Genomic DNA, 12,708 nt, shown 5'->3' with positions numbered 1-12,708 from the left:
CATCTACCGCCCCACCGACCAGACCTTCTACCTCACCGACTCCAACACCTCCGCCGACATCAACCACCAGATCACATTCGGCAACGCCGGCGACATACCCGTCAAGGGCGACTGGAACGGCGACGGCACCGACAAGATCGGCGTCTACCGGCCCACGGAATCCGACTTCTACGGCGCCGCCAAAGACTCCACCACCGTCATCTACACCACCCGCTTCGGCAACCCCGGCGACACCCCCATCACCGGCCAGTGGTAACCCGCCGGGGGCCGCGCCGCCGGGGGTGATGGTGGAGCGGTAGGCGGTGGCGAAGAGGACGCTGGGGCCGTCAGGGAACGGGGCGCCGGACGAAATGGTCAGGGCACGCAGTGTCTCGCCGACCATGCGGCCCGCGAGCTCACCCGGCGGCCCCCGGGTGCCGGGCGAATGTCCGGGGTCGACGCTGTCGTCGTCAGCTTTCGGACACGGCCTAGCCGGCCGTGGCGGTCAATGAGCCGCGTGCCGCGGCCGCGAACTCGTCCAGTACGGCATGGAACCTTTCAAGCAGCGGATCGCGTACCAGGCCGCCCATCAGCTCGTCCCAGTGCGCCACGGAGTCAGCCACCTGGAGGACTTGGGCCACCTCGTCCGCCGTGAAGGCGAGGCTCTCTTCCAATAGCCACTCCAGGAAGTCGAGCTCCTCCCACCGTTCCTCGTCCTCAAGGCGTCCCCAACCCGCCAGAAGGTCCCAGGCGACGAACGCGGCACTGTGGTGCGGATCTTCGCAGAACTCAGGGTTGCACCGGCGGCACCAGTGACGCTCCAGCGCGTCCACCGCGGACCGCAGCACCGCCCGGCGCAGCGCCAGCCTCTCCAGTCGCATGCACTGCTCCAGCACGTCCTGGGCCCGGGCCGACACGTCCGCCGGCCCGAGAACAGCGATGCCCGCTCTGGCTTCGATCAGCGCCGTGACCCTTCCGCCGAGCGCCTCCCTACGCGCCTCGAAGGGGCTTGCAGGCAGCTCCCGGACGGTACGCACGAGAAGGTCGGCCGCTCGAAGGAACTCCGTACAGGCCGCCCGACGATCACTCTCCAACGCGTGCTCCCGACCCGTGCGCCCCTGAAGGCGCGCGGCCCGCACCGCGGCCTCGGACTGGCCGAGTCCCGCGACGATCGCAGCATCGGCTGCCCTGTCCGTGCTCCGTCTCGTCCAGTGCGCGGCGACCAGGGTCACCGGAACAGCAACCAGTGCGGTCACCGCGGACGTTACGGCCACGACTGCTTCCCATGTCACGCGACGCATGGTGCCAAGGACTACCGGGAATCGGGCGGGTTGTGCCGAATCCGCCACGTGAACGCGCGAGCTGTGCCTACGTTCCGCCTCCGAGCCGCGCCCAATCCGGCCGCCGGCGAGCTCAAGGCGAGCATCCCCCATAGGTACGCCGGGAGTCCTTTCGACGGCAGAGACCGCGCCCACGCCTGGAGCCACGACCGTCTGCTCGACAATGGCGGCCCGCCCGATGCGCACTCCGCAGAGCGCCGTGTCTCCAAGTCAAACACGGAACAAAGGAGTTGAGAACGCCGCGCGGGAGCCGTCTCGTGGAGCGCAGCGGTGGGACGCGCCCGGTACGATCGGCGCTCCACCATGATCCAAGGGCTCTATGCCGCCGGTTGACCTGCTGGTAGCCTGCCAAAAAATCTTGTTCCTACGAGATCACAGGCGGGCGGCCGGTCGATGGCCTACCCGCGGGAGGTGCCTGCATGGCAGCCAACCATCTGTTAAAGGAGGAGCTGCACGCCAGCGTCTCCGATCCGGTTCTCGACACGATGAACTTCCTCAACGGGATCACGCACCGCTACCCGGAGGCGGTCTCCTTCGCCCCCGGCCGCCCGTACGACGGCTTCTTCGACACGGAAGAGATCTTCGGGCACATCCGCCGCTACCTGGACCACCTGGCGAAGACCGGGCACACGCCCGGTGAAATCCGCGATGCGGTGTTCCAGTACGGACCGACCCACGGCCAGATCCGGGAACTGATCGCCGACTCGCTCCGCAAGGACGAGGGCATCGACGTGCCGCCCGAGGCCATCGTCGTCACCGTCGGCTGCCAGGAAGCGATGCTCCTGACGCTGCGCGCCCTCATGGCGAGCCGGGACGACGTGCTCCTGGTGGCGAGCCCCTGCTACGTCGGCATCACCGGCGCCGCACGGCTGCTCGACGTCACCCTCGCCCCCGTGGAGGAGCGGGCCGACGGCTTGCACTGCGACGACGTCGAGGCCGCGATCCGGGCCGAGCGGGCCCGGGGACGCCGCCCGCGGGCGCTCTACGTGGTGCCAGACCACTCGAATCCGTCCGGTGTCACCCTCTCCGTGGAAGCGCGCAGGGGGCTCCTCGAACTCGCGGCCCGGGAGGACTTCCTCCTGCTGGAGGACAGCCCGTACCGGATGGTGAGCCCGGGCCGCCAGGTCCCCACGCTCAAGTCCCTCGACCGCGACCGCCGCGTCGTACACCTCGGCTCGTACTCCAAGACCCTCTTCCCGGGTGCACGGGTGGGCTTCGCCGTCGCGGACCAGGTCGTCGTTGACCGGGACGGCACCACCGGTCTGCTGGTGGACGAGATCACCAAGATCAAGAGCATGGTGTCGGTGAACACGTCCGCACTCGGTCAGGCGGCCGTGGGCGGGATGCTGCTGGCGGCCGACGGCCGCACCGCCGACATCAACGTCGAGACCTCCCGCTACTACGGCGACGCGATGCAGGCCATCCTGCGGGAACTGGACGAGGTCTTCCCCGAAGAGGAGCGCGCGGCACTCGGCGTGCGCTGGAACCGGCCCACGGGCGGGTTCTTCCTGACCGTCGACGTCCCGTTCCTCGCGGACAACGCCGCACTGGAACGTTCGGCGGAGGAGTTCGGCGTCATCTGGACGCCCATGTCCTACTTCTATCCCCAGGGCGGCGGAGCCAACAGCATCCGCCTGTCCATCAGCTACCTGACCCAGTCCGAGATCACCGACGGGGTCGGGCGCCTGGCACGTTTCATCAGGGATGAGAGCGCTGTCCAGGACCCGTCACGGCCCACGAGGAAACAGACACGTTGCTGAACACACTGGAACTGATACGCAGCAAGCCGCGTATGTGGGGGTGGACCTTCCGATGACCACCGCGATGAACCCCCGGTACGCCGAACCACTGGAACCGCCGATACCCTCCCCCGGCCCGGCACTGACCGCCCCGCGGATCGCGGGCGTCGCGACGGCCGTTTCGGGGACCTCGTACACCCAGCAGGAAATCCTCGACCTGTTCGAGATATCGGACCCCAAGGTGCGGTCCGTCTTCCTCAACAGCGCCATCGAAAGACGCTTCCTCTCCCTGCCTCCGCGCGACCGGCACGGCGCGCTCCGCTCCGAGGTGCAGGGCGAACTCCTCGACAAGCACAAGAAGCTCGCCCTCGACATGGGGGCGGGCGCGATCCGCAAGTGCCTGGCCGACACGGGCATCCACCCGCAGGACATCGACTACCTGTGCGTGACGACCACCACGGGCTTCCTGACCCCCGGCCTGAGCGCCCTGCTGATCCGCTCCCTGGGACTGCGCCCGCAGACGAGCCGGGTGGACGTCGTGGGCATGGGCTGCAACGCGGGCCTCAACGCCCTTCAGGCGACGGCCGGCTGGGCCACCGCACATCCGGGCCGGGTGGCCGTCATGTTGTGCGTCGAGGCCTGCTCCGCCGCGTACGTCATCGACGGCACGATGCGGACCGCCGTCGTCAACAGCCTCTTCGGGGACGGCGCCGCCGCCATCGCCCTGGTCGCCGATCCGTCGCAGCCCCCGCCGCCCGTCGGCGCGCACCGCGGGTTCCACGGGCCGCGGATCCTGGGCTTCTCCAGCCACCTCATCACCGACGCGATCGACGCGATGCGGTACGACTGGAGTGACGAGCAGGGCAAGTTCAGCTTCTACCTGGACCCGCAGGTGCCCTACGTCGTGGGTGCGCACGCGGAGCGGGTCGTCGATCGCCTGCTGGCCCCGGCCGGCCTGCGCCGTTCCGACATCCGCCACTGGCTGGTGCACTCCGGCGGCAAGAAGGTCATCGACGCGGTACGGATCAACCTGGGGCTCACACGCCACGACGTGCGGCACACGACCGGGGTCCTGCGCGACTACGGCAATCTCTCCAGCGGCTCGTTCCTGTTCTCCTACGAGCGGCTGCTCGCGGAAGGCGTGGCCGCACCCGGCGAGTACGGCGTCCTGATGACGATGGGCCCGGGCTCCACCATCGAAACGGCACTCGTTCAATGGTGAATGAGGAGCAGGTGAAGGAAACCATGACCGAAACAGGCACGACCTCCGCGGCCTATGACGCCGCCACCGCGACCCTGACCGTCGACGGCCGTCTGCCCCTGTCCCCGGACGCCGTCGCCGCCGTCAACGCGGCTTGCGACGGTGCCGAGGACGGACTCACCGCCGGTCACCTGGTCCTGCGGCTCTCGGGCGTCCCCGCAGTACCCCAGGCCGACGGGGTGACGGTCTCCCTGGTGAGCAAGTGGGAGCGGGCCCTGCGCCGGCTCGAACGCCTGCCGGCGGCGACGATCGCGACGGCCGAGGGTCCGTGCGGTGGTCTCGCGCTCGACCTCCTCCTGTGCGCGGACCGGCGCATAGCCGACGGCGCCGCGAGCCTGGTGATGCCGGTCGAGAACGGGACGACCTGGCCGGGCATGACCCTGTACCGGCTCGGCAGGTCCCACGCCGGTGCCGCCGCGGTCCGCCGTGCCGTCCTCTTCGGCGCCGCGATCGGTGCGCAGGAGGCCGTGGCCCTCCAGTTGGTCGACGCCGTGGCGGACGACGTCGAGGCGGCACTGGCGACGGCCGTCGCGTCGATCGCCTCCGCGCGGGGATACGAGCTGGCCATCCGGCGCCAGCTGCTCTTCGACGCCGCGACGACGGGCTTCGAGGAGGCGCTGGGCGCCCATCTGGCCGCATGCGACCGGGCTCTGCTGCAGTCGGCGGCCCCCGGGGCGGCCGTATGACCGTCGACCACGTATCGGCGCACCCGCACCCGCACGCCGCAGCTGCGGCCGAGGCCGCAGCTGCCCTCCCCACGGATCCGGATGCGGCGCGGCTCGTGCTGGCACGCGAGGCCACGGCCACCTCTGCCCTGCTCGCCGACCTCGGCGAGCCGGCGGATCGCTCTCCGGGTCAGCGCGCCGAGGCCTCCGCGGCGGTCGACGCCGCCAGGGCCCTGCGTGCGGCGTTCATGGACGCGCACGCGGAGGCGGTCTACGACGAGCTGACGGATCACCGGTCCCGTCACCTGCGGATCGCCGAGCTGGTCCGGGAGGCCGAGGTGCGCTTTCCCGGACTCGTGCCCACCGCGGAGCAGCTGGCCGCCGAGCGCACGCGGGCCCAGTCCCACAAAGAGGGCCACGAGATCGACCAGGGGATCTTCTTCAGCCGTGTGCTGCGCTCCCCCACGGCCGGGGCCCATCTGCTCGACGCGATGCTCCGGCCCACTCCCGCGGCGCTCGCGCTGCTGGCGGAGTTCACCCGCGCCGGAACGGTCCGGTTGCCGTCCGTGACGGTGGAACGCCGTGGTGCGGTCACCCATCTGACCATGTGTCGCGAGGACTCCCTGAACGCGGAGGACGACCAGCAGGTCGACGACATGGAGACGGCGGTCGATCTGGTCCTCCTGGACCCGGCCACCGAGGTGGGCGTGCTGCGGGGCGGCGTCATGTCCCATCCCCGCTACCGCGGTCGGCGGGTCTTCAGCGCCGGCATCAACCTCAAGGCGCTGCACGGTGGCGGCATCTCGCTCGTGGACTTCCTGCTGCGCCGCGAGCTGGGCTACCTGCACAAGCTGGTCCGGGGTGTGAGGCCGGAGGGAGCCGCGGACTGGCGGCGTCCCACCGTCGACAAGCCCTGGGTCGCCGTCGTGGACGGTTTCGCCATCGGGGGCGGTGCCCAGCTGCTCCTGCTCTTCGACCACGTCATCGCCGCGTCGGACGCCTATGTGAGCCTGCCCGCCGCGCAGGAGGGCATCATCCCGGGCGTGGCCAACTTCCGGCTGACGCGTTCGGTCGGGCCGAGGCTGGCCCGGCAGGTCATCCTGGAGGGGCGGCGCATCCACGCGAGCGAGCCTGCGGCCCGGCTGCTCGTCGACGAGGTGCACGAGCCGGCCGCACTCGACGCGGCCGTGGCCGAGAGCGCGGAGAGGCTGCGCGGCACTGCAGTCCTCGCGAACCGGCGCATGCTCAACCTGGCCGAGGAGCCGGTCGACCAGTTCCGCGCCTACATGGCCGAGTTCGCGCTCCAGCAGGCCCTGCGGCTGTACGACGCCGACGTGCTCGACAAGGTCGGCCGCTTCTCGGCGGCTTCGGCCGGGAAGGCGGCCCCGGCCCGGGGCTGACGTTCCGCCCGCGCGCGGACGGCTCCCTGCCGGGGCCGTCCGCGCCGGCGGATTGCCCCGTCACCGCCCCTCGCCGGGCCATGGCCCTGCTCCATGCGCCGTCATCGGCCCCCGCAGCAGGGCCCCGCGTACGACAGACTTCGAGGAATCATGGTTGCCACAAGCTCGCGGGGCCGCAGCATCGTCCTGTGGCGTCACGGTCAGACCGCCTGGAACCGGGAACAGCGTTTCCAGGGGACCACCGACATCGAACTGAACGCCGAGGGCCTGGCGCAGGCGCGGAGCGCCGCACGGGTGCTGGCGGCCCTCGCCCCCGATGCCCTCATCACCTCCGATCTGAGGCGGGCCGCCGCCACGGCGCGCTGCCTGTCCGCGCTGACGCACCGGACGGCCACCCCCGAGGAGGGGCTCCGCGAGGCGTACACCGGCCGGTGGCAGGGGCTCACCCATGACGAGATCGTGGCCGGGTACGGCGAGGAGTACGAGGCCTGGAAAAGGGGTGAGCCCGTGCGCCGCGGAGGAGGCGAGCTGGACACCGAAGTGGCCGAGCGGGCGACCGCCGTCGTGGAACGCCATGCCGCGCGGCTCCCGGAGGGCGGGACGCTGGTCGTCGTGAGTCACGGCGGCACCATCCGGGCAACGGCCGGCCGTGTCCTCGGCCTGGATCCCACGGAGTGGATGTCGCTGGCCGGCCTGTCCAACTGCGGCTGGCACGTGCTGAGCGAGGAGCCTTCGGGCTGGCGGCTGTCGGTGCGCAATGCCGGGGCTCCGCAGGAGACGGAGTTCGCGGAGGGCTGACGGCGGGGCCGCGCGCGTCCGCACGACGCCTCGCCCCGGGTGGTTCGGCCTATCGGATCCGGTCGGGGAACAGCCCGGCGATCCGCGCCACGAGGCCCTCCACCGCTGCGTCCTGCAGATCGGCCACCAGGGCCGGCTGCGCGTCGTACAGGAGGTGGTCCTGTGCCAGCCGTGCCCGGCCGCCGCCCGTGATGTTGAGGAGCACGTGCTCCTGCTCGGGGATGCGGCCGCCCAGGACGGCCTCGCGGAGCCCGGCGAGCGCCACTGCGGAGGCCGGCTCGATGTCGATGGACTCGGCCTTGCCGAAGACGTCCCTCTCGTATTGCGCCGCTTCCTGCTCGATGGTCAGTACGTCGCCGGAGCTCTCGGTGAGTACGTCGTAGACGCCGCAGCGCACGGCGTACGGGGGGAAGCGGTTGGTCAGCTCGTCGGCGAACACGGTTCTCGTCGCGGCCCGCGCGTCGTCGGCGCCGCACGGGGCGAGCTGTCGGGTACCGGACTTCCAGGAGTCGGCGAGCGGAGCGAACGAGGCGTTCTGGCAGAGCAGGAGCCGCGGCAGGTCCGTGCCGTAGCGTCCCGTGCCGAGGAGTCTGGTCGCCGCCTCGTGGACGGCGATGGCGCCTGCGCCGCTGCCGACGGCCTGGACGTAGACGCCGGGCATCCTGCCCATGGCCTCCACCCCCGCGTAGAGGACCGTCGCGAGTCCGTCGCGCCGACCGATGTTGCGTACTCCCCCCTCGGCCTGGAAGCCGGGGAGCGCGGCCACCGATTCTGCGAGGGCGATCGCGTCGGAGTAGTCGGCGCCGTCGAGCACCACGAGCCTGACCGCCGGGTCCAACGGTGCCCGGAACCTCATCCTGGCCAGGCCACGACGGGGCACGATCAGGAGGCACGGTCGCCGGTGGCGCGAGCAGATCGAGGCGAAGGCCGCGGCGGTGTTGCCGGCGGAGGCCACCACGAGCACGGGCGGTTCCGCGGGCAGACGGCCCAGGACCGCGTACGCCTCCAGCTCCTTGAACGTCGCCGTTTCGAGGAAGGCCCCGCGCTCCGGCCAGTACCCGTTGAAGGCGATCCAGAGGTTCGGCAGGCCGAGCTGGGCGCAGAGTTCCTCGCTCTGGAATACGGCCGTGCGGGCCGTCGTGGGGAACGTTCTGGTGACCGGGAGCCAGTCCCGGTAGCGGAACAGCCCCTCGGTGTCGGGCTGCGGCGCGAACTCTTTCACCGCGTAGTCGGACCGGAGCAGCGCCGGCCCGTGGTCGCGGCTGCACGACAGCGTGATGCCGTCGTCCTGACCGCGCTGTCCGCACTGCGGACAGAACACCGTGTAGTGGCGGCTCACCCTTTTCTCCATTTCCGCATTTCCTTTCCGAGGGTCAGCACCGGCACGTCGTCCGCAGGCGCATCGGTCCCGTGTGATCCGTCGTCCCGGCCGCCGGGGGCGCCGGGACGGCCCGGCGGCAGGCACGCGAGTGGCACGTGCCGGCCGCCGTCACCGGTCCGACAGGGTTTCCGGGCTATCCGGCCGTTGTCACGGTCCGGATCTCCCGGGCGGCCTGCACTCCGTCACATCCCGCGAGGCCGAGGGCGTCCCGCAGTTCCTCCGCCAGCAGGTCCAGGACGCGGGCGACGCCCCGCTCTCCCGCCGCTGCAAGCCCCCACAGCGCCGGGCGCCCCACCAGCACGCCATCGGCTCCCAGTGCGAGGGCGCGCAGTACGTCGGTCCCGCTGCGGATGCCGCTGTCCAGCAGCACCCGGCAGTCGCCGCCGGCCTCGGCGGCGATCTCCGCGAGGACGTCGACTCCGGCGACCGCGCCGTCCAGCTGGCGGCCGCCGTGGTTGGACACGACGATGCCGTCGGCGCCGACGTCGACGGCGCGTCTCGCATCCTCGTGGGCGAGCACCCCTTTGAGGATGATCGGCAGCCTCGTACGGCGCCGCAGTTCCTCGATGTCCGCCCAGGTCACAGAGGGGTTCAGGGCGGATCCGGTGTGGGAGGCCACGGCGGATCCGGACGTCGGCGCCCGATGGGCCTCGGAGCCCGACCCCCACGTCAGGTTGGCGGCCTCCACCCCGGGGGGCAGGGTGAACCGGTTGCGGACGTCCCGTAGCCGACGCCCCATCCACGGCACGTCGACGGTCGGCATCAGCGCCGCGCACCCCGCGGCCTCCGCCCGTTCGACGAGCTCGAAGGTCTTGTTCCGGTCGCGCAACCAGTACAACTGGAACCAGACGGTTCCGCCGATTCGGGTGATCTCCTCGATCGTGCAGCTGCTCAGGGTGCCTGCGGTGAAGGGAACGCCCGCCGCCTTGGCCGCGCGCGCGGCCGCCAGCTCGCCTTCCGGGTGGACGAGCTTGTGGTACGCGATGGGGGCGACGGCCACCGGCATGGCCTGCGGCACGCCGAACAACGACGTCTGCGCGTCGCAATGCGCCACGTCCCGAAGGACGCGCGGAACGAGGGCGATCCTCCGCAGTGCCGCACGGTTGGCGGCCAGCGTGATCTCGCCGCCGCTGCCGCCGGAGACGAAGTCCCACACGTCCGCGGGCAGGACCTCGCGTGCTGCCCGTTCCATGTCCTCCAGGCAGTACACGTCCTGCACGTCCCGGTCGGCGCCCCACGGCCCGGTGGCCGGCACGGAGCGGCTCACAGGGAGTTGCTCTGGTTCGCGAGACGCTCCATCTCCACCGCCTCGTACAGGGCCTTGATGTTGGAGCTCCCGAAGGTCTCCGCACCGCACCTCTCGATCACCTCGAAGAAGAGGGTGCGCCTCGGGTGGGTGGAGCGCGCGAATATTTGGAACAGCTGTCCGGCATGGTCCTCGTCGACGAGGACGTTCAGCTCGTGCAGGCTCTCCAGGGAGTGCTTGCTCAGGGAGATGCGCTGCTTGAGGAGGCTGTAGTACGTGTCCGGGGTGGTCAGGAACTCCACACCACGGCCGGCGAGCGCCCCGACGGACCGCACCACGTCGTCTGCGGCGAAAGCCACGTGCTGCACACCCGACCCGACGTGGTTCTTGAGGAACTCGTCGATCTGCCCGGGGTCCGCCTCGGGGTCGGGCTGGAGGATCGTGAACGTCACCTCGCCCGACTTGCTCTGCACCACCTTGGACAGCATCGCCTGGGTGCCGACGACGATCCGTTCCGCGAAGATCTCGTCGAACCCGAACGACTTCTCGTAGAGCTCCACCATCGCGTCCAGCTCACCGACGCTCGCGCACACGGCGAAGTGGTCGATCTCCAGGAGGCGCAGCCCGTCGGCGGCCGCGGGTTGTGCCCCTTCGCCGGTGCCGGGGAGCAGACGGAACCCGGCGGGCAGCCCGGCCGCCTTGCCCGAACGCCGCTGCACCAGGGTGTGCACGACGTCGCCGAATCCGGAGACGGTCGCATCGACCGCCACGTCGTCCGCCGCATGCTCCACGGGTTCGGCCAGCGCCTGCGCGCCGTTGCCGACGGCCTGGCGGAACGCCTTGCGCACATCCCCCGTGCGCAGAGCGATGTTGGCGATGCCGTCACCGTGGGCGAGTACGTAGTCGGAGGCGGGGTGCCGTTCCGTCGTCGCTTCCGTCACGACGAGCCTCATCGATCCCTGGCTCATCACCGTGGCCCGGAAGCCCTGCTCGGGGGAGCCGCCGGCCGCGAGCTCCACGAAACCGTAGGAGTCACGCCACAGAGCGACCTGCTCGTCCATATCGCGGACGTACATCTCCACGTAGTCCAGCTCGAAGTCGTCGACGACCGTCTTGGCCTGGGAAGACGTCATGGAAACTCCAGTTCTCTTGCGTGGCGAGAAAGCATTTGAGAGGAGAAGAAAGGACAAAAGCGCTCCCGATGTCAGGTGTGCGCCCGCATGCGTACGGCAGCGGCAGGGGGCCGGGCGCGGACGCGCCCGGCCGGGAAGGCCGTGCGGGGGGAGACGGGGCGCGGCACGTGTGTCCGCGCCCCGTCTCCGGCGGCAGGTCAGGGGGTGTCGGCGGGCCTTCCGGGCTTCAGCCGGTCCCGAAGTACACGGCCGATGTGCTTGAGCGGCTCGGGCTGCATCATGCCGATGTGATCACATTCAATCACGTGTTCGGCAACTCCGCTGGTGACATGGGGAGTCCACGCCTCGCGACCGGTCAACGGCATGGGGTTGTCGACGCCCGCGCGGAAGAAGAGGAGTTCTCCCTCCACCACACCCGGGGTCAGGGACCGGGCGAGCTTGCGGTTGTTCTCGATCACGTCGATCAGGCCCGACGCCTGGTCGACGTCGACGTCGAGGCTCCGTGCCACCTCACCCATCTGGTCGGCTGCGTAGGCTTCGAGCAGGTTCGAGACGCCCTCTGCGTCCTCGCCCACACCGGCGTTGTCGGGGAGGGTGAGACCGGCGGCTTCGGCGAGGGCCCTGATGAGGCCCTGCCGATCGTCCTCCACTTCGGAAGCCTGTGTCGACGGCGGATAGGCGTCGACGACCGCGAGGAGGCCGACGTCCTGCTGCTGCCTCTGGAGCTCTTCGGCCACCGCGTGCGCGACGAGCCCTCCGAAGGACCATCCCAGGAGGCGGTACGGTCCGGCGGGCTGGACGGAGCGGATGATCTGCACGTATTCGGCGGCCATCTCCTCGACCGTCGCGGCGGGTTCTGCGCTGCCCACCCCCCGGGACTGCAGGCCATAGATCGGTACGTCTGCCGGCAGCTCCTTGATCAGGCCTGCATAGCACCAGCTCAGACCCGCCACGGGATGCACGCAGAAGAGCGGGCTGTCCGAGCCCTGCCTGCGCAGGGGGAGGAGGGTGTCGAACGGGTCCGAGACTTCGTCTTCGTCGAGTCGCTCCGCGAGTCCGGCGACGGTCGGGGTCTCGAACAGGGATCGGATGCCGACCTCGACGTCGAGGACGGTCCGGATCCGGCTGACGAGGCGGGTCGCCAGCAGCGAGTGCCCGCCGAGGTCGAAGAATCCGTCGTCGATCGACACGGATTCCACGCCGAGGATCTCGGCGAAGAGCCCGCACAGGATCTCCTCGCGCGGGGTCCGCGGCGCCCGCCCCGACGCGTCCGTGGCGTACGCGGGAGCCGGCAGCGCCTTGCGGTCCAGCTTTCCGTTCGGCGTCAACGGCAGAGCAGCAAGGGTGATGAACGCGGACGGCACCATGTAGTCCGGCACGTGCTCCGCGACGTGCCGGCGCAGCGGATCAGCCGGTATCGCATCGCCCGCGGCGGACACGACGTAGGCGGTGAGGCGCTTGTCGCCGGGCTGGTCCTCCCGGACCACGACGGCCGCCTGCGCGACCTGCTCATGGCCGGCGAGCACCGCCTCGATCTCACCCGGCTCGATACGGAAACCCCGCACCTTCACCTGGCCATCAGCACGCCCCACGAACTCCAGAACACCATCCGCCGACCAGCGCACCACGTCACCGGTGCGATACATCCGCGAACCGGCCACCACCGCGAAGGGATCCGCGACGAACCGCTCCGCCGTCAGACCCGCACGCCCCAGATAACCCCGGGCCAACTGAGCACCCGCCACGTACAACTCACCCGCGACACC

The 12,708-nt window shown here is 70.6% G+C and carries 11 protein-coding genes; 6 read left to right on the top strand and 5 right to left on the bottom strand.

What is annotated here, in order from left to right:
* Positions 1 to 256 (top strand): hypothetical protein (locus AB0M92_RS38555; protein ID WP_366107061.1); only part of this gene is annotated, 256 nt, incomplete at its 5' end.
* A gap of 211 nt (positions 257 to 467) precedes the next feature.
* Here AB0M92_RS38555 and AB0M92_RS38550 read toward each other — a convergent pair.
* Positions 468 to 1,271, bottom strand: a complete 804-nt coding sequence (locus tag AB0M92_RS38550) for a hypothetical protein (RefSeq protein WP_366107060.1) — start codon at positions 1,269 to 1,271, stop codon at positions 468 to 470.
* A 467-nt stretch (positions 1,272 to 1,738) separates the two neighbouring features.
* Between AB0M92_RS38550 and AB0M92_RS38545 the strand changes: the two genes are divergently transcribed.
* From AB0M92_RS38545 to AB0M92_RS38525, 5 genes are all read left to right on the top strand, one after another.
* Positions 1,739 to 3,079 carry a PLP-dependent aminotransferase family protein gene (locus AB0M92_RS38545; protein ID WP_366107059.1) on the top strand — a complete coding sequence of 447 codons (1,341 nt, stop codon included), beginning with the start codon at positions 1,739 to 1,741 and terminating at the stop codon, positions 3,077 to 3,079.
* A 52-nt stretch (positions 3,080 to 3,131) separates the two neighbouring features.
* Complete coding sequence (gene dpgA, locus AB0M92_RS38540) at positions 3,132 to 4,280, top strand: 3,5-dihydroxyphenylacetyl-CoA synthase DpgA (RefSeq protein WP_366107058.1); 1,149 nt, start codon at positions 3,132 to 3,134, stop codon at positions 4,278 to 4,280.
* Between the two features lie 23 nt (positions 4,281 to 4,303).
* The gene (gene dpgB / locus AB0M92_RS38535; RefSeq protein ID WP_366107057.1) at positions 4,304 to 5,005 is read left to right on the top strand and encodes an enoyl-CoA-hydratase DpgB; all 702 of its coding nucleotides are present in this window, start codon (positions 4,304 to 4,306) and stop codon (positions 5,003 to 5,005) included.
* Positions 5,002 to 6,384 carry a (3,5-dihydroxyphenyl)acetyl-CoA 1,2-dioxygenase DpgC gene (gene dpgC / locus AB0M92_RS38530; RefSeq protein ID WP_366107056.1) on the top strand — a complete coding sequence of 461 codons (1,383 nt, stop codon included), beginning with the start codon at positions 5,002 to 5,004 and terminating at the stop codon, positions 6,382 to 6,384. Before dpgB ends, dpgC begins: the two co-directional genes overlap by 4 nt.
* Before the next feature lie 150 nt (positions 6,385 to 6,534).
* Entirely contained in the window at positions 6,535 to 7,182 is a 648-nt protein-coding gene (locus AB0M92_RS38525; protein ID WP_366107055.1) for a histidine phosphatase family protein, read from the top strand.
* Positions 7,183 to 7,231: 49 nt separating this feature from the next.
* On the opposite strand, the gene AB0M92_RS38520 is transcribed toward AB0M92_RS38525, so the two are convergent.
* The 4 genes from AB0M92_RS38520 to AB0M92_RS38505 form a co-directional block, all read right to left on the bottom strand.
* Positions 7,232 to 8,533 carry a cysteate synthase gene (locus AB0M92_RS38520; RefSeq protein WP_366107054.1) on the bottom strand — a complete coding sequence of 434 codons (1,302 nt, stop codon included), beginning with the start codon at positions 8,531 to 8,533 and terminating at the stop codon, positions 7,232 to 7,234.
* A 163-nt stretch (positions 8,534 to 8,696) separates the two neighbouring features.
* Positions 8,697 to 9,755, bottom strand: coding sequence for an alpha-hydroxy acid oxidase (locus tag AB0M92_RS38515; RefSeq protein WP_366107062.1), 1,059 nt, complete (start codon positions 9,753 to 9,755; stop codon positions 8,697 to 8,699).
* Positions 9,756 to 9,826: 71 nt separating this feature from the next.
* Positions 9,827 to 10,942: a 4-hydroxyphenylpyruvate dioxygenase gene (gene hppD, locus AB0M92_RS38510; RefSeq protein ID WP_366107053.1), complete on the bottom strand. Its 1,116-nt coding sequence runs from the start codon at positions 10,940 to 10,942 to the stop codon at positions 9,827 to 9,829.
* A 197-nt stretch (positions 10,943 to 11,139) separates the two neighbouring features.
* On the bottom strand, positions 11,140 to 12,708 hold a 1,569-nt coding region (locus AB0M92_RS38505), incomplete at its 5' end, for an alpha/beta fold hydrolase (RefSeq protein WP_366107052.1).

This window comes from Streptomyces sp. NPDC051582, assembly GCF_040681715.1.
Taxonomy (GTDB): Bacteria; Actinomycetota; Actinomycetes; order Streptomycetales; family Streptomycetaceae; genus Streptomyces.
Note: the sequence above shows the minus strand (reverse complement) of the source record. Positions and strands in the feature narration are given on the sequence as shown.